Genomic DNA, 17,409 nt, shown 5'->3' with positions numbered 1-17,409 from the left:
GACAGCCACTCTGAGTATTTGTCCTTGCCCAATAGAATCCAAGCCCCGGCTATCCCCACTGAACAATCCTGGCGACGGAGGAGCACAGTGAGCCACGTTCCGCTCCGCGACCTGCTCGCGGGGCCAGACCTGAACCAGCTCACCGTCCTGACGGCGTCACCAGGGCGATCGGTCAGTTCGATCCGCGTCATCGACAAGCTGACGGACCTGCGATCGGTACCGCGGGACAGCTTCGTCGTGGTGCTGCCATCGGCATCAGCGCAGGCCAGAGGACACCTGTTCGACATCGCGATGCGCGACGCGACCGCGAGTGGCGTGGGCGCGATCGTCCTCAACGGCATCGACGCGACAATGGTCGAATCAACGGCCGTGCGGATCGCCAACCGCAACGCTCTGTCACTACTGCTGGCCCCGGTCAACCTGGAACCAACTCGGCTAGTTGTTGCCGTGTCAGAGGCCTTGGCGGGAGACGCCACATCTGCGTTGGCCCGCATCGACGCGGCCCGACGCCTGATCGCCTCGGCGGAGACGCGTACGCACGACCGTCGCCCAGGGATCCTGCTAGCCGCGTCAGACGCGTTGGGAACACCAGTCGCCGCGCGCCAACCAACGCACGGCGAACCCGCCGCCCCGGTATTGGTGGACGGTTCCGTCGACACATTCATCGTCGCCGAGGTAACGGACGAAGCACGCGGCGCCTGGGTCGTCGCCGCCCGCGCCGTCGCAACCTTGACCGCCGACGCGTACGCCCGCGTAATCGCCGATGAACGCCGTACAGAGCTCGCCCCGCTCGCTGACCGCGGCCGCCTGTTGGGAGAGCTGTTGCTGGCACCAGACTCCGAGCGTGTCCAACTGGTATCCCACGCGAGGTCGGTCGGCTTGCCGGTGGACGGCTGGCACCAGGTATTACGCTTCGAACTATCGTCCTCTTTAGACTCTGCTTCGACCTTGAGCGCAGACCAAGTCGACGCGATCAGCGCGGCAATGCTGCACGCGGTCCGTGCGGAGATAGACGCGAAGTGGCACAGCACAAGAATCGGCGGAGAACCGCTGCTGGTGCACAGTGTGGACGCGGACCCCGGCCCAGCGGCAGCACGAACCGCATTGGCAGCAGCCACAACCGCACTCTCCGCAGCCAGGAAACGCTTCCCCGGCATCGTCGTCCGGTGTGGAATCGGAGCCGTACACAGGCAGGCAGAAGGATTGCGGACGTCCGCAACGGATGCGAAGGCAGCGCTCGCGGTCACCAGGCAGGCAAAGCCAGTGCGGGATGTCGTGGCGATCGACGCGTTGGGCCTCAACCGGATGCTCGTCGAGTGGTACGCGTCGGACAACACACGGGCGTCAGTCGACGACCTCCTCGCCCCCCTCGTCGATCTGGGTCCAGCGGCGGCGGAAGAAGCGATCCGGACATTGCAGGCCTATCTGGACCACCAGAACTCCCCCGCCAGAGCAGCGGAAGTACTCCGCGTGCACAGGCAGACCGTGCACTACCGGCTGAACAAGATCACCCGCCAGCTCGGCGTAGACCTGGCAGATCCGGAGCAACGACTCGCACTGCAACTCGCGTGCCGCGCGTGGCTGATGCGATGAGGCTGCGGGTCCGGGTGCCGATGCCGACCCCCACGTGCGACATCGGTGCCCTGACCCCGCCTTTTGGATTACAGAAGCGACCGTAACGCCGCACGCTTTCAGTTCTCTTTCACTGCGCTGACCACTGCCATCGTTTCCCGCTCACCGGGTACGCAGCCGAACTCCCGGTGCATGGCCAACGCCTGGTCAGCGATGCTCAGGCCCTCTTCGGTCGCGCCAAGTCTCAATTTGATATCGCAGATGATTCCAGCAACGTGAGGGTTCTGAGCTCGCCCGGCTTGCAGCCGAACTCCGATGCTTGGCGAGAGCCTGTTCGGCCGTTCGTGGCCACGTACGCGATCATCGCGAGATAGTTCGCGCATTCGACATCAGCCTGGCTGCCGCTTCACCCTTAGTTACGAAGCCAGCGGCGACAACATCAGTCTTCCGATCCGAAACATCCACGGCGACAACAAGAGTCGGTCGACAGCAATGTGGACACGGTGGACATATCAGTCGACCAACCGCTGGAACGCGTCGTCACGGAGTTTGAGCTTCGCCAACCGGTCCCTGGTCCAAAGACCCTGAGCAGATTCGGCTGCCATTCATGCCATCACACCACTAGAAGTACCTGCCTACCACCAGCTCAGCTCGGTGCCCGCGATTCGGCTCTCGTGGACTCGGCATCAGCCCTTTTCGGACAGACGCGCCAATAGCGCCAGGGTCTTCTCTTCACCCGGCCGTGCACCGAACTCCCGATGCATTGTCAGGGCCTGCTCAGCCAACTCACGCGCCGAATCCAGGTATCCAGCCTGCATTCTCACCTCGGCCAAGGCGGTCATAGCCTTGGCCTCCAACAGACTCATCCCACTCTTGCGGGCGAGATTCAGTGCCTCCACACAATGTTCTTCCTCGGTGCTGGCCACAGCCAGCCCGATAAGAGCTTGGATTTCGACAGCCCTGGCCACCGCCGCGCGCGCGGTATCAAGCGCTCGCCGAAAGACGGCTACGGCTTCATCGCGTTCTCCCGCCGACAAAGCAATCATGCCAAGCACGATCCCAGCCTTCGCTTCATAGGTAGCATGGCCGGTGATCTTGGCGCGTTGCAAGGCGATGCTCGCGCGCTCGGCTGCTTTCTCCATGTCGCCCATCGCGAGGTACACCTCGGCAGGGCCGACCGTATAGTCATCGTGCGCGACATATGGACGAAGATGCGATTCTGCGGAGAATGTGAACTGCCTCAGCGCCTCTTCGTAATCACCTGCCTCGCACAGGGCAATTCCCAGATACGAGCGGACTATGACGTCGACTATCCTGTCTTGGCGGAGCTCAGTCGAGCTGGGCCGCAGTCCTTCGCTGATGAGCGCGACTGCTTCCCGCAACTGTCCGCGATGAATGTAACAAGTTCCCAAGTTGGCCAACACGGAGATCCTGCGCGCGTCGCCCTGCTCGACGCCGCGATTGACAAGTTCCAGCGCTTCCTCACCGTAACGAACTGCCATCTCCGGCATGGCCGCCTCACCGTACATCGCACACAGGCTAGTCAACGCCGACGCCTGAATTCCTGTTTCACCGATCTCCGCCGCGATGTCCCTGCACGCGGTCAAATCGCGGATCGAATCGTCGAACCGGCCGGAGATCGATTCCGATCCGCCAAGCACCAACAACATCACGGCTTCCGCACGCCGGTTTCCCTCCCGCCGCGCCATATCCAGCCCAAGGCCAGCGGCGCGGTCCAACTCAGCGACGCGATATCCGATGTGCATGTGTGGGCGCGCCGCGTCAGTCAACTGCCAGGTGTAGCGAACGGGACCGTCAACCGCAGCATGTTCGATGATCGCGAGATAGTTCAGACGCTCGAGTTCCAACCATCGCGTCGCCTCATCGGTTGCCGCGAAGACAACCGGTGTCACGTCCGACGGATGCGGCTTGAGTCTCGACATGTACACGGTGGCAAAGCAAAGACGGACCGCGTCGTGGACGCTGTACAGATACCAATCCGCCAGTCGCCGGAATGCCTCGTCACGGTCATATTCACGAGATCGGCTTGCGGCGTAGACGCGAATCAGATCATGAAAGCGGAACCTGTCGTCACCCTGCGACTCCACGAGATTGGCGGTCACCAACTGGTCAAAAATGTCGCAGGCCTCGTCGATTCCGCAGCTCCACACTGCCGCAGCGGCCTGCAGCGTGAAGTCATTGCCCGGTATGACCCCAAGCAGACTGAACGCCCGCTGTTGCGTCTCGCTCAGTGTTCCGAACGAAACATCGAACGCCGCCCTGACAGCAAGTCGGTTGTCCCCCGCTGTCGCCAACTTCGCCAACCGGTCACCGGTGCGCAGATCCTCCGCGTACCGGCTGATGCGCAGACTCGGCCGAGTAGCCAGATTCGCCGCCGCGATCCGCAACGCGAGCGGCAACCGTCCACAAAGGTCTGTCAACTCATCGGCCCCAGCCTGATCCTGAACACATCGCTGGGAACCAATGATGCTGGCAACCAGCTCACGCGCATGAACCCGGTTAAGTGGCTGCAGCGCCAACCTTTTCCCGCTGTACAGAACCGAAAGGCCGACCAGCTCAGATCGACTGGACACGAGCACGGCACTGCCGGGGCGGCCGGGCAACAGAGGCGCGACCTGCTGCACGCTGCCCGCGTCGTCCAGTACCAGCAACACCCGCCGCCCCGCGAGCCGTGACCGCAGCAGACCGGCGCGTTCGTCCTCGTTCGCCGGGATCGCCATCGGGTCGATTCCGATCATCCGCAGGAGTTCACCAAGCACATCGTTGGCTTTCCGAGGCGTCTGCCCGGCACCGTTGAGCCGGAGAAACCATTGTCCGTCCGGATAATCGTCAATCAACCGATGCGCGGCCCGCAGCATCAACGCCGACTTGCCCATCCCAGGCGGACCACTGATGGTCAAGATCGGCACAGTGTTGCCAGGGCGGAACGTCTGAAGAATCTGGTCCAGCTCGGCCTCCCGGTTCGTGAAGTCGGCGATGTCGATGGGAAGCTGACACTCCACCCGCCACCCGGAGGCCTGATCGCCGGACAAAACCGCCTGATGCGCCTGGCGCAGCTCAGTTCCCGGCTCCACACCCAGCTCATCGACCAGCTTCTGACGGACATCGGTGTAGACCTGCAACGCCTCGGCCTGCCGTCCAGACTTGAACAACGCGAGCATCAACAACGCCCACAGCCGCTCCCGCATCGGATGCGCGGACGTCAAATCCCGCAACTCGGGAAGCGCAAGGTCATGACGGCCATCTCGCACATCGAGTTCAAGCTTTCGCTCAAGAGCCTTTGATCGCCGTTCAACCAACGCGGGGACAACCGTGCGATGCAGATAATCCGATGGCACGTCGACGAATGGCTCACCACGCCACAGCACGAGAGCTTCTTGCAGGATGTCCGCTTCCTGGGAGTCCGCAGCGGATTCGAATCGTTTGATGTCAACATTCGATTCATTGACTGCGATTCGATAGCCATCGGCCCCGACTTCGATTGTCGCTCCGGTGATCGCCCGTAGACGCGTCACGCACGTATAGACAACCGGACGCGGGTTTGCCGGAACCGAATCGCCCCAAATCGCCTCAACCAGTTCATCGAACCCGACGAACCTGTTGGCCCGAACCAGCAACATCGCGAGCAAACAGCGCAACCGTGCCGAGCCAATTGGCACGACTCGGCCGTCCACCACGACTTCAAGCGGGCCTAGAACCCGAAACTCCACCCTGTACCCCGGAAGGTCCGACAGCAAAACCAACCGGTGAGTGTACTCCGCAAATGGCTCGGCCACGCCAGGACCAAGACTGGGGGTTGGTCCTGACGTGGCCGAGGTTCGCGTCCGGGATCACGGTGCCGCCGGATGCCCCTCCTTTGGCACTTTCCACCCCTATCCCGGGTTGCTTGGCAAGCCTATCGATAGGTCCTTTCATGTACCTTTCACGAGATTGACCGACCAGCCGACGGTACGGATTTCAGCAGGCAGAGGCCACATTCCTGATCGAAAATGACGGCCTTTACCTTGCGGCCGATCAGACTAATTTCCCGCTCAGCGGAACTATCTGGTCTCACCGTACGCGGACGCCGCGAAGTCACTGAGCTCCGTGCGGTCCGCCACTTCGGCTTTCATGATCAGGCTTGCCACGTGCTTCTCGACCGTGCGGGGTGAGATGTGCAGCCTGTTCGCGATCGCCTTGTTGGTCAACCGCTCCACCAACAGTTGCAGAACCTCGTGCTCGCGTACCGTCACCCCCAATGCACGGAGGTCATCTGGCACCTGGTCGATACCTGTTCGACGCTGCTTGACGGTCGCACCGGCATGGCGGAGCAACGAACGGCAGGCACCAGCCACTGCTGGGACTGACAACTGATGGAAGTATTCCTCGGCGCGACGGAGCCAAGCGATGGGTTCCCCCCACCCGTCGGCAATCGCCGCTTCAGCCGCAAGCCTGAGCACAAGGTGCCGGGCCATGCCGTAGATCTCGGAGTCCTCCTGAGCCAAGTCGGCAGCCGCATTCGCCTCTTCCACGTGGCCTTCACGCCCGTGCAGTACCGCCTCCGCCATCTTGACGAATTGTCGGTTCCATCGCATCGCGCCTTGTGTCGTCGAGACAGTCGCCCCGTGCTCTGCCCAGCCCGCCTTGCCCTCAAGCACGGCCAGGAACAGGCGAAGACCGTGTCGCCCTGCGAGATGGAAAGTTGACGGCAAATCCTCGGTGATGGCCACCATCTCCGAGAGTTCCTCGGCAGCCAGTCCACGATTCTCTTCGAGGAGCGCACAGAAGGCCCGCGCGAGTCCCAATGCCAGTGGGAGCTCATTCGCATTGTCGTCCTGCCACTCCGAGAACTCGGCGAACGACTGCTCCATCTCGAAACGCTTGCCTTGGTGTGCGGCCAACGTGGTCTGCACCATCAGGAGAAAACGAAGCTGCGGACGCAACCGGAGCCGGGTCATCTCTGGCTTGTTCTGCGCGATCAGTTCAGCTGTTCTTACGAAATCGCCTCGCAGTACGGCGTCGACCGCAAGGTTGGCTTTTACCGTGTACCCCAATGTGACCGCACCGACGTGCTGAACCTCTTGAAGGGTTCGCTCATATGCCGCCCAGTCACCAAACGACATCCATGAGTTGACGGCACAGAGCACCAGCGCATACACCCGCCAGATCGGCAGCCGATGTTGCTCGGCAAGTTGCAGGCCACGCTGGAAACATTCGTCCGACTCCTGCATGCTCCGTTCCCGAGAAAGCTCGCCAACGATGAGCCATGCCTCGCACAAGACGTTCACCGCATTCGCCCGCTCAGCGGACGCTATGGCACGTCGTGCCAGGGCTTCGGCGTCGGCCCGACGGTTGCTTCCTTCGACGTGCCGGGTAAGGCTAGCCGCGATGACGTCGATTGCTGCGCTGTGCTCCTCGGTCATGTGGCCGTCGAGTACCTGCCGCGCCACGCCGACCTGCTCCATACCTTCGCTGAAAAGCCCGGCCAGGTAATACACCTTGGCCAGTCGCGTGTGCAGCGCGGCACGCGTTCCGCGACTGACGCTTGCGCCGTTCAACTGCTCGTCCAGCGTGTCCACAAGCGTGCGGGCACGATCGACCTGCCCAGCCTCGGCCAATGCGTAGAGCAGGACCTCCAAGATCTGAGCCTTGCTCTCCGCGCTCGATTCTCCTTGAAGCAAGGCGTTGGCTCGATCGAGCAATTTGACCGACGACTCGGACGCTCCGTCGGCGAGAGCACGTCGCCCTGCCTCCGCGAAAAGCGAAGCAGCACCTTGGATGTCGCCTGAGTCGGCTTGCAGCGTCGCGACCAACTGGCACCACTCGCCTGGCAGGTCTGGGTGCAGGGCCTCCACCGCCGCCGCAGCTTGTCTTGAATACTCCGAGCGGTCGGTCGGCGGCAGATTCGACCTCAGCGCCTCGGCTGTGAGCGGATGTCTGAACGCATACCAGTCCGGTGAGGATTCATCAGGGGCGACGAGCTGCGCGGCGACCGCAGCACGCAAGTAGGAGAGCAGGCTGCGCTGATCGAGCTCAGTGACACGGGCGACCACCGACAAAGGGAACCTGTCCCCAAGTACTGCGGCAACTGAAAGCAATGCACTACCCTGCGGCCCCAGCTGTCCGACTCGGTCAACTACTCCGCGCAGGACCGTCTCCGGAACGTCAGCGCGGAGCGTGCCGATCACCCGCCAACCATTCGCACCGTTGACCAGAACGCCATCAGCAACGAGTTGGTGAAGGACCTCCTCGATGATGAAAGGCACGCCAGCACTGTCCTCGGCAAGTCTGGTGATGACCTCGTCAGGAAGATCCGCGGCATCGGTTTCGAGGCACGAAGCCGCCAGCCGAGTCACATCGGGAGACTTGAGCCGACCCAGTGTCAGCATTGAAGCCGCATGGCGTTGAGTGGCTGATCGAGCGAGGTCCCGCGCCGCGCATGGCTCATCTCGGATAGTGGCCACGAGCAACACCGGCATGTCGACCAGGTTGTCCGTCAAGTATTCGACGATCGCCAGGGTTTCAGCGTCGGCGTGCTGAAGATCCTCAAGGATCACCATACAGCCATGCCCGCGCCCGGCGACCGTCACCAGCCTGAGCACGGCCTCGCCCAGCACAATCAGTGAGTCACCGACGGCGACCGAACCAGACTGGTGCAGATCAGGGATCAGTCTGCCGAGAATGGGCAGATAGGGCTCCAGAGCTGGGTCGTCTGGGGGATGTCCGCTCCGGAACAAAGCCAGTAGCGCCTCGGTCAATGGCCGGAACGGCACGATCGGGCCGATCGTGCTCCCACGTCCGCGCAGGACACGGACGCCAGCGGCGAAGGCGATGGCTGCCGCCTCGGCGGATAGCCTGGACTTCCCAATCCCGGGTTCACCGACGATGAAGACCGCGCCGCCGCGCGAGGCGCGCGCGGCGTCGATCGCCCTCGTCAGCTCGGCCACCTCACGGTCGCGGCCGATTACGAGCGGGGAACGGGACACCATGGCCGGACAGTACCTAGACTCGCCCGTTCGGCTGAAGCCCAGAAAGCGGTGGATCTCATCGGGACTAGTTAGCACCCACAGACGACTGCAGGTCAATAACGACCATCGAACCAATCGTCATTGAGGGCGGCCACATCCTTTCGGACCGGTATCCGGCAAGCGCGTTGACTCGTGCTGTGACAGAGCGAACAGACGGGAGAACTATCTCACCTGCGGGGTGGGCGAGCGTTACACCAGCGGCCAGCGTCGATGCACTCATGACTGTCTTCTTTCCTGTGAGCGGGGCATCTCAAGGAGGTTGTGCGCTATGTCTCCTTCGTGGAGCGAGTTCGTGCAGGAGACGGGGTTAGTGCGAACCGCGAGCGGGTTCGAGGAGGAGGACGGAGGGGACGCGGTTGGCGAAGCCGAGGCGGAGCAGGCCGTATCCGATGCCGGCGAGGCCGTTGAGCAGGCCGGCGGAGACGACGCCATGAGGGGTGCCGCAGCGGATGCCGCCACGGTCGATGGCGCCGAGCAGGAGGCCTGCGTGGCGGGTGGCGGCGGCAGCGGCTTCATAGTTTCCGCGTTCGCCCAGGACCATTAGGGCTTCTGTCACGCCCAGTTCACCGTGGCAGAGGCTCATGTCTCGCAGGGGCTGGTGCTCCGCGAGGGTTCGCGCCCATTCTTCGGGCGCGTCGCGGCGGGCCATGGTGAAGCCGGACAGGCCGCCGCACCAGCTCAGGTCGGCGCCATCCGGCACTTCTGCGTCCAGGATTGCCTGGCCGACCTCGAAATAGTGGTCGCCGGCACCCGTTGCCGCGAAGCGCTGCAGCGCCCAGCCGATTCCCATGTGGCCGTGGGCGAAACCGGCCGTTGGCACGTCAAGGCAGGTACAGGGCACCGTGTGGGCTTGTTCGATCAGCCTGTCGGCGAAGTCCCAGGCCAGGCGTCCTGCTGAGGGCAGTCCTGTCTCTGTATGCACCGCCAGCATTGCTGCCAGGCCTCCGGCGCTTCCCGCCGCGAAGCATGCCAACTCGTCGTCGGTCGCTGCCCGGGTCAGGTCTACGACCGCGGGCAGCCAGCTGCGGATTTCTGGGTCGTCGAGGAGGTTTCCCAGGCGGGCTATCGCGTAGCTGATTCCGCCCAATCCGTGGGGGCCTCCGCAGCCGATCGTCACGCCTAGTTCTGGCTCTGTGATCAGCTGGTCGATGAGTCGGGGCACTGGGCGGACTGCGTCTCGCGCCAATTCCGCATAACGCTGTACGCCGGTCAGGTCGGCGAGTTGCGCGAGGAACAGGGCCACTCCGCAATACCCGTGGGCGAGGCCGGCGCCCATCGGGAGAACCGCCCAGTGCTTGTCGATGATCGGCTCGAGTCCGAGCCAGTTCGCACGGCCGTCTCCGTGCATCGCGCGGGCGCCGATCTCGTCCGCTATTCCGCACGCCGCCGACAGCAGCCGCTGCGGGTCCGGTATCGCCGACGAGCCTGCCCGTGGCCGGGTTTCGCCAGTTCGGTGATCAACCGGCCGCGCGCGGGTTGCGAGTGCCGCTGAGATCAGCCATTCCTGGTCGTACCGGTCTACTTCGTCCATCGCGGCGATCTTCAGCACGACCGTCGCAAGGCCGGGGCCCTCCAGCAGGTCGGGCAGGCATTCGCCGTCCGCGGCCCACAGGTCGCGCGATCCTGGCTTGCTGGTGAACATGGGCAGGTCGCCCGCCCACAGGTCCGTCAGCTCGCTCGGGATCAGCCGCTGCCGTGCCAGGTCGCAGGCTGAATCGATGGTCAGCGCGTCGAAAACGCGCTCACGCTGCACGGCATCGCGCAGCACGTCTGGGTGTGTGGACTCGTCGAGCAGGGTCGCGTAGACCTGGCTCGGCCGTGCCACGATGCGGATTTCGTCGTTCGTGCACGCGGTCAGCAACCCGATCAGTTCTGACCTGTGCCGCACGATCGCGTCATAGCCTTCACGGAATCCGCCGAGCATGGCGGCGCGGTACTCCGACGGTTCGACGTCGATGTCGCCGAGGCGCGGTCGGTTTGACGCGCCCTGGAACTCGCCACGGCGACGCACGAGACGCATCACGTCGGTGCCGACGCCGTCCCACGCGACGGTCTCGTTCGGGTACTGCGCGCCCTTGTCGCCGCCCAGGCCGGACACGTCGACCGCGCCGTACTCGCCGAGCAGCATCTGGGGCAGCAAAGCCATGCGGTGCACGGAAGATGCGAGCACACGCGCCGCCGGGTCGGGTCCGGTCGCGGTCGGCTGCTCGAGCATCGGGTGGAACAGCGTCTCGACGTCCACGAGCACCGGCTGGTCGCCGCACGCGACCAGGTTCTCGTAATGGATGTCGGCGCCATCGACGGCGTACAGCAGGGCAAGCAAAGCGCCTTGCCTGCGGTAGAAGCGGTCAACCTCGGAAATCTGCCTGCACGGCTTGTGTTCGACGAACTCGAGCCAGCCGTAGCCCTTGCGCGCAAGCGAGTCAACGCTACGCAGCCCGAGGCCCAGCACCTTGGAGTTGAGCCAGCTGACCAGCCCGCTGAAGTGCCTGTGCAGGTCAAGCGGCCGCGGCTTGTAGACGACCCTGCGGCCGTTGGCGAAGTGCAGGATCGCGACGGAACGGCCACGCTGGTGTGAATCGCCCGTACCGGTCTGGATTTCCACCAGGTCACCGGGGTCGACGCCGTCGAGCAGCCTGCTCACGATCAGGTCGCGGTCGGCGGTGAACCGCTCGAGCAGCTCGACCTGCGCGTCCGCGCCGAACTGGCAGGCCTGGCCGAGCAGCCGCGCCAGCACCGGGTACTCGGCGAACAACGCGGTCAACCGGTCGGAGCTGGCCTGCGAACGGATGAAGTCGGCGAACCGCTGCTGCGCGGTCTCGCCGGTGAGCCTGCCGGAGACTCGCTCGACGTTGAGCTCAAGCACGAGCGTCCGGGCGGCCAGGCCGGCAAGCCGCCTGCCGAGCTGCCGGTCGAACCCGGCGGCCACGGCTTGCGCGTCGATCTTGCCGACCGAGGCCGCTTCGGTGACCCGTTCACGGGCGATCCGTGCCAATGGCCGGAACACCCACGCGAACGCGTCTGGCCAGTCGGACGGCACAGCCCCCTCGGCGCTGACCGGGCCGGTGGCCACCGCCTGGTCGATCAGTTCAGCCCAGCGCGGGCGGCCCTGGACCGTCCACCGGCGTTCGGCGGCGGTCAGCGCGCCGGTCCACCATGGTCCGGAGTTGATCCCGTTGTCGCGGTGCGAAATCGCTTGGCTCACAAGTAAACAGGCTGGCAGCGGCGTCGCGCGCGGACATGGGTATCGAATCCCCACATTCCCGTTAGGGACCACCCGCAATTAGGTAGTGGGTACCACGACCCCCCAGTTACTCGAAGGTACCGAGGTTGACACGAGGTGCGCGACCGTTGTCACCCATCCGGAACCTGACAGCAGGTGTCAGGCACCGGTGTCACGATGAGCCGGTGAGTACAACGGTTGATCGCGCGCAGGTGCTGGCGTACCGGATCGCACGCCAAGGCCTGCCCACTCAGAATCAGCACCGGAGCAGCACGCCCGTCGACGACCTGGACATCGTCGATCTCGGCGTGCAGGACACCCCGCCTGGCTCCTCCCGGCTGGCGTTGGGGGTTCGGACGGACGCCGACGTCGACGCCCACAACCTGGTGCGTGCCTGGACGCTACGAGCGTCGCCGTTCTTGCACCATGCGGAAGACCTACCCAAATTCGCCGCCGCGCTGTGGCCGCACAGCGAACGTGACGCGTTGGGCAAGGTCGCGTGGCAACGCTCGGTCATGCAGAAGTCCGGCATCACGGCCACACAAGCGATCCGGTACACCGCCGAAGCGATGCAGGAGTGCATCACGAGCCCGACCGTGAAAGGCGTCGCGAGCACGGCGGTGTCCAAGGTCGTGCCGAAAGCCCTGGTCAGCTACTGCCGGGGGTGCCAGGCGGAGCACGTCTTCGAGTCGCTGTTCCGGCTGGCCGCCCTGCCCGGCGGACTCAGACTCGACCTCGACCAGTCACCGCCATTGCTCGTCCCGATCGAGAACTGGCCGGGCATCCCGGAAGAGCAGCACGGCACAGACGACCTGATCACGCTGTTCCTGACGTTCGTCGGACCGGCGAGCTACGGCGACGTGGCCGCGTGGTTGACCACTACCCAGACCGAGATCAAAGAGGTCTGGCCAGCCCAAGGCCTGGTCGAAGTGGACATCGACGGACGGAAAGCGTGGATTCCGGAGTCCGAGATGGACCTGTTGCTCGATCCCCCTGAGCCGCCGCGGGCTTTGCTCGTGCCCACATCGGACCCGTTCCTGCAGGATCGGAACAAGCTGTTCCTCGTACCGGACAAGGCGCACCACAAGACACTGTGGCCGGTGATCGGCCAGCCGGGTGCGGTGCTTGTGGACGGTGACATCGTGGGTATCTGGCGCACGAAGGCGACGCGCAAGAAGCTGGAGGTCAAGATCACCGAGTTCATGCCGATCCCACCGGATGCACAGGGGGACGTCGAGGCCGAGGCTGGGCGCATCGCAGCCTTGCGCGGCATTCAAGAGTCTGTCGTGAGTGGTTACGCGAGTTAGAACACGGCTAACCACTCACGACCTAGTTGTACCTGGCCAGGTCCTCGACGGCCTGCTGGACTTCGGGGTGGTTACGGCCAAGGATCTTGGTCTTGATGTCCAACGCACGCTGGGCCAACCGGCCAGCAGCCGCCATGTTGCCCTTCGCGGCCATCAGCATGCCGAAGTCGGCGCAGGCCACGGCCAGGTCGTAGTGGTTGGGCGGCAGCACGCGTTCGAACGTCGAGATCGCCTTGCGGTACAGCTTCTCGGCCAGGTCAAGGTTGCCTTGCCGGGCCAGGACCGCGGCCAGCATCGCGCGCTCATTGGCGGTCGCGGCATGGTCCGGGCCGAGCGTGTTCTCACGCAGGGTCAGCGCGCGCCGCGCGTAGGACTCGCCGGTGACGAAGCGGCTGAGCATCAGGTCGAGCTCGGCCATGTGGTGCCAGACCACGGCAGAGGTCGGTTTTTCCGCCCCGACCAGGTCCAATGCCTGCCGGTAGAGCAGCTCGGCCTCGTCGAACCGGCTGGAGAACAGGTACACCGCGCCGAGCCCGCACATCAGCTCGGCCAGCTCCTCCGGATGCGGCCACGTGCCGTTCTCGGCCAGGTCGAGGGCGGATTTGTAGAGCACCTCGGCACTGCCGAAGCGGTTACGGACCCGCTCGATCATCGCGAGGCACCCGAGCGCCTTGACCCGTAAGCGGACCAGCGTCTCGTCGTCGCGGGAGTACTCCTCGGTGATCACGATCGCCCGCCGCGCGTACCGCTCGGCTTTGATGTACTGCGAAAGCCGCTCGTGCAGCAGGCTGAGCTCGATGCACGCACCCGCGATGGCTGGGTGGTTGGGGCCGCCCGCGTGCTCGACGACCGCGAGCGCGGTCTCCGCGACCACGACCGCTTCCTCGGCCCTTCCTTCGTCGTAGAACCGGCGGGCCAAGCCGAGACGCCTGCGCGCCTCAGCTATCGGATCGAGCATCGCCGGCGCTGCACATCGTGTTTCCCTGCCGTTTCATGTCGGAAGACATCATGATGGCAGGACTTTACGACGTAAATCACCCACTGCACGGTCCTCGGCGACCCCTAGACACCGAGGACCGCCATCAGCCTGCCGGCAGAACGGCCAGGTTCCGCCAGGTCAGCGCGGTTTTGTCGGTGTCTTGGGGCAGCCTCTGACGGATCTCTATCGAACGGCGGTAGAACCGCTCGGCTTCCGCCGTGTGGCCGCGCAGCGCCATCAGGACGCCAAGGTCGTTGAACATCGCGGCGACCTCGTCGCTGAGCAGCGCGGTCTCGTCGGCAAGTGACTCGTTCACGTGATCAGGATGGCTTCCCGGTCACCCCAAGTAGTAGGTACTGGGCACCCAATCCGACCGGGAAGCCATCCCGGGAATCAACCCAGCACGCTGTCCGCGATCCTGCCTCGCAGGGTCCGTGCGCTCGCGCCGAAAGCCTCAAGCCACTGGGCCCGCTTGTACAGCCGGTGCAGGAAGTGTTCCCAGGTCATGCCCACTCCGCCGTGCACCTGGATCGAGCGTTCGCACGCGGTGACCGCGGCCTCGGCAGCCGCCGCCTTGGCAGCCGCGATGGCCACGCCCGCCTGGTCGTCGCCCTCGGAGAGCGCCCACGCCGCCCAATAGGTCAGCGACCTGGCCAGCTCAAGGTCCGCGTACGAGTCCACGAGCTGGTGCGATACGGCCTGGTACGTGCCGATCACGCGGCCGAACTGTTCGCGGGTGGACGCGTGCGCGATGCCTTCCTCCAGCGCCCGGCGGCCGACGCCGAGGGCCTCAGCCGCGGCGAGCACGAACGCCCGGTTCTCGATGTCGGCGAGCACGGACGCGTCGCCCAACGCCTGTGAAGGCGCGCCAGTGAATTCCACTTCGGACAACCGGCGCGATTGGTCCGAAGTAGACACAGCGGTCACGGTCGCGTCGGCGGCACGAACGAGCCGGAGTTCCGGTCCTGCCACCGTGACCACGAACGCGTCGGCGAAAGCCGCGTCTGGCACAAGGATTTTCCGGCCGGTCACGCGACCGTCCGCGTCGACCGTTGTACCCAAGTCGGTGTCGGCAATGCCCTGTGGACGGCCGGATTCCGCCCACGCCAGGGTCAGCTTGAGATCACCGGACGCGACCGAGGCAAGCAGGTCCTTGTCGTGCCGGATCGCCGGAAGCGCAAGCGCGATCGTGGTGAACAAAGGCGCGGGCAGCAGCGCGGCGCCGGTTTCCTCGAACAGCACGACCTGGTCGAGCAGGGTCAACTCGTCGTCGGTCCAGCCGAGGTCCGCGATCTGCTTCCAGCTGTCGGGCTGCCAGCCCGGCTCGCCGTCGATGATCGCCGGAACATCGGTCAACGGGTACTGCTCGGCCAGGAACTCCCGTGCGGCCGTACGCAGCATGTCCTGTTCGGACGAGAATGCGAAGTCCATCAACGGCTCCTAGGCAGCCCGAGCACCCGCTCGGCCACGATGTTGCGAAGAATCTCGGAAGTGCCTGCTTCGATGGTGTTGCCACGGCTGCGCAACTGGCGGTACTGCCAATAGCCGTCCCACACCGCGCCCTTGTCGTCGAGCATCCCGGACAGACCCTGCAGGCTGCGTGCGAACTTCGTCAGCCGCTGGTTCGCCTCGCTCCACACGAGTTTCACCACAGAGCTCTCCGGACCCGGCTGCCCCTTGGTCAACAGCGTCGTCAGGGTCCGATAGTTGGTGAACGCCAACGACTGCAGCGCGATCCATTCACGCGCGATCGTGTCACGGACAACCGGATCGTCCGCCGGAATGCTGCCGTCCGACGCGGGCTGCTTGGCCAGTTCGACCAGCTTGGTGAAGTGCTGCCGGAACTGGCCGACCAGCGCGAACGCCAGCGTGCCGCGCTCGTGCAGCAGCGTGGTCATCGCGACTTTCCAGCCGTCGCCCGGCTTGCCGAGGATGGAGTCCTTCGGCACCCGCACGTTGTCGAAGAAGATCTCGTTGAACTCCGGATCACCGGTGATCTGTTTGAGCGGGCGGACTTCCACGCCCGGCGCGTGCATGTCGACCAGCAGGTACGACAGGCCGGCGTGCTTCTCGGCGCCCGGGTCGGTGCGTACCACGAGGATGCACCAGTCGGCGATGTGCGCCCACGAAGACCACACTTTCTGGCCGTTGACCACCCAGTGATCGCCGTCCAGCACCGCGGTCGTGCGCGCGCCCGCGAGGTCGGAACCGCTGCCGGGCTCGGAGAAGCCCTGGCACCAGATTTCCTCACCGGACAACAGCTTCTGCAGGTACCGCTGCTTCTGCTCGGCCGTGCCCCACGCCATGATCGTCGGGCCCGCCATGTTCAGGCCGATCAGCCCGATGTGCTCCGGTGCCTGCGCGCGGACCATCTCCTCGAAGTAAATGGCCTGGTAGCTGGGCGAAAGACCGGCACCGCCGTACTCCTTCGGCCAGGTCAGCCCGACGTAGCCGGCGTCGAAGAGCTTGTGGCTCCACGCGCGCATGTAGTCGACCTCCGGACGGCCCGCGCCGGGTATGTCGGCGGGGTCGAAGTTCTGGCCGTACCAGTCGCGTAGCTTCGCACGGAACGCCGCCTCGGCTGCGGTGTCACGGAAGTCCATGAGACATGTTTGCACTTTGACTCAAAACTGGTCAACAGCAGAATGTGTCTCCACGATGCGACGCCCGGTATGGTGAACCGCATGTCCACGACACCACTCACCCGCGCACTGCGCGGACCGTCACCGACGCCCAAAACGGCGCCCATCGACGCGTTCCGCCTGGCCAAGCAGTGGTTTTTGGACGGACGACGGGTCGACATGCAGCAGCTGGCCGCCGAACTCGGGGTCAGCCGCGCGACCCTGTACCGCTGGTGCGGCAGCCGTGAACTGCTGCTCGGCGAGGTGATCTGGGCGATCAACGAGCGTGCGCTGAAGGACACGCGCGCGAAGTCACGCGGTTCCGGTCGAACGCTGTTCACCCGCGTGCTTGAGCGGTCGCTTGCTCAGATTCGTAGTTTCAAGGCGCTGCAAGAGTTCGTGGCCGAGGACGCGGAGTACGCGCTGCGGATCATCACGTCCAAGCAGAGTGTCGTGCAGGCCCGGCTGATCGAGTGGACCGCGGACTTCCTGCGTGAGGAGGTCGAACTGCGCGACGACATCGACCTCGCCGACCTGGCGTACGTGATCGTGCGCGTGTGCGAGTCGTTCGTGTGGAGCGACATGATCACCGGCGCCGCCCCGGAGACCGACAAGGCGGTCAAGATCGTCGACCTGCTGATCGCCGCGGCCGAAAAGCCCTCGTGAGTGGTTATCAGGG

General features: G+C 64.7%; 11 protein-coding genes. 3 read left to right on the top strand and 8 right to left on the bottom strand.

Annotation, left to right across the window (positions count from 1 at the left end; genetic code table 11):
- The first annotated feature begins 87 nt into the window (after positions 1–87).
- Complete coding sequence (locus LWC34_RS30750; RefSeq protein WP_233728550.1) at positions 88–1,593, top strand: PucR family transcriptional regulator; 1,506 nt, start codon at positions 88–90, stop codon at positions 1,591–1,593.
- A 98-nt stretch (positions 1,594–1,691) separates the two neighbouring features.
- On the opposite strand, the gene LWC34_RS57195 is transcribed toward LWC34_RS30750, so the two are convergent.
- The 4 genes from LWC34_RS57195 to LWC34_RS30735 form a co-directional block, all read right to left on the bottom strand.
- On the bottom strand, positions 1,692–1,820 hold the full coding sequence (locus tag LWC34_RS57195) for a hypothetical protein (RefSeq protein ID WP_284051674.1): 129 nt from the start codon (positions 1,818–1,820) through the stop codon (positions 1,692–1,694).
- Positions 1,821–2,258: 438 nt separating this feature from the next.
- On the bottom strand, positions 2,259–5,303 hold the full coding sequence (locus LWC34_RS30745; protein WP_233728549.1) for an AfsR/SARP family transcriptional regulator: 3,045 nt from the start codon (positions 5,301–5,303) through the stop codon (positions 2,259–2,261).
- Between the two features lie 330 nt (positions 5,304–5,633).
- The gene (locus LWC34_RS30740; protein WP_233728548.1) at positions 5,634–8,561 is read right to left on the bottom strand and encodes an ATP-binding protein; all 2,928 of its coding nucleotides are present in this window, start codon (positions 8,559–8,561) and stop codon (positions 5,634–5,636) included.
- Positions 8,562–8,907: 346 nt separating this feature from the next.
- Positions 8,908–11,805: a type 2 lanthipeptide synthetase LanM family protein gene (locus tag LWC34_RS30735; protein WP_233728547.1), complete on the bottom strand. Its 2,898-nt coding sequence runs from the start codon at positions 11,803–11,805 to the stop codon at positions 8,908–8,910.
- Positions 11,806–12,008: 203 nt separating this feature from the next.
- Here LWC34_RS30735 and LWC34_RS30730 point away from each other — a divergent pair, with 203 nt between their 5' ends.
- Positions 12,009–13,130 carry a winged helix DNA-binding domain-containing protein gene (locus LWC34_RS30730; RefSeq protein WP_233728546.1) on the top strand — a complete coding sequence of 374 codons (1,122 nt, stop codon included), beginning with the start codon at positions 12,009–12,011 and terminating at the stop codon, positions 13,128–13,130.
- A gap of 22 nt (positions 13,131–13,152) precedes the next feature.
- Here the strand turns inward: LWC34_RS30730 and LWC34_RS30725 are convergent, their stop codons facing one another.
- From LWC34_RS30725 to LWC34_RS30710, 4 genes are all read right to left on the bottom strand, one after another.
- Positions 13,153–14,088 (bottom strand): tetratricopeptide repeat protein, encoded by a 936-nt coding sequence (locus tag LWC34_RS30725; protein WP_233728545.1) that lies wholly within the window; start codon positions 14,086–14,088, stop codon positions 13,153–13,155.
- Between the two features lie 124 nt (positions 14,089–14,212).
- On the bottom strand, positions 14,213–14,425 hold the full coding sequence (locus LWC34_RS30720; RefSeq protein WP_233728544.1) for a tetratricopeptide repeat protein: 213 nt from the start codon (positions 14,423–14,425) through the stop codon (positions 14,213–14,215).
- Positions 14,426–14,502: 77 nt separating this feature from the next.
- Positions 14,503–15,540: an acyl-CoA dehydrogenase family protein gene (locus tag LWC34_RS30715; RefSeq protein ID WP_233728543.1), complete on the bottom strand. Its 1,038-nt coding sequence runs from the start codon at positions 15,538–15,540 to the stop codon at positions 14,503–14,505.
- Positions 15,540–16,712 (bottom strand): acyl-CoA dehydrogenase family protein, encoded by a 1,173-nt coding sequence (locus LWC34_RS30710; RefSeq protein ID WP_233728542.1) that lies wholly within the window; start codon positions 16,710–16,712, stop codon positions 15,540–15,542. The genes LWC34_RS30715 and LWC34_RS30710 overlap by 1 nt, the downstream gene beginning before the upstream one ends.
- Before the next feature lie 81 nt (positions 16,713–16,793).
- Between LWC34_RS30710 and LWC34_RS30705 the strand changes: the two genes are divergently transcribed.
- Positions 16,794–17,396, top strand: coding sequence for a QsdR family transcriptional regulator (locus tag LWC34_RS30705; protein ID WP_233728541.1), 603 nt, complete (start codon positions 16,794–16,796; stop codon positions 17,394–17,396).
- Positions 17,397–17,409: the final 13 nt, after the last annotated feature.

It is taken from the genome of Kibdelosporangium philippinense (assembly GCF_021390435.2).
In the GTDB taxonomy this organism is placed as follows: domain Bacteria; phylum Actinomycetota; class Actinomycetes; order Mycobacteriales; family Pseudonocardiaceae; genus Kibdelosporangium; species Kibdelosporangium philippinense.
Note: the sequence above shows the minus strand (reverse complement) of the source record. Positions and strands in the feature narration are given on the sequence as shown.

Coding starts and splice junctions, on each gene's coding strand:
- LWC34_RS30710 (WP_233728542.1), bottom strand. CDS start 16,712: ATGGACTTCCGTGACACCGCAGCCGAGGCGGCGTTCCGTGCGAAGCTA.
- LWC34_RS30740 (WP_233728548.1), bottom strand. CDS start 8,561: ATGGTGTCCCGTTCCCCGCTCGTAATCGGCCGCGACCGTGAGGTGGCC.
- LWC34_RS30715 (WP_233728543.1), bottom strand. CDS start 15,540: ATGGACTTCGCATTCTCGTCCGAACAGGACATGCTGCGTACGGCCGCA.
- LWC34_RS30725 (WP_233728545.1), bottom strand. CDS start 14,088: ATGCTCGATCCGATAGCTGAGGCGCGCAGGCGTCTCGGCTTGGCCCGC.
- LWC34_RS30705 (WP_233728541.1), top strand. CDS start 16,794: ATGTCCACGACACCACTCACCCGCGCACTGCGCGGACCGTCACCGACG.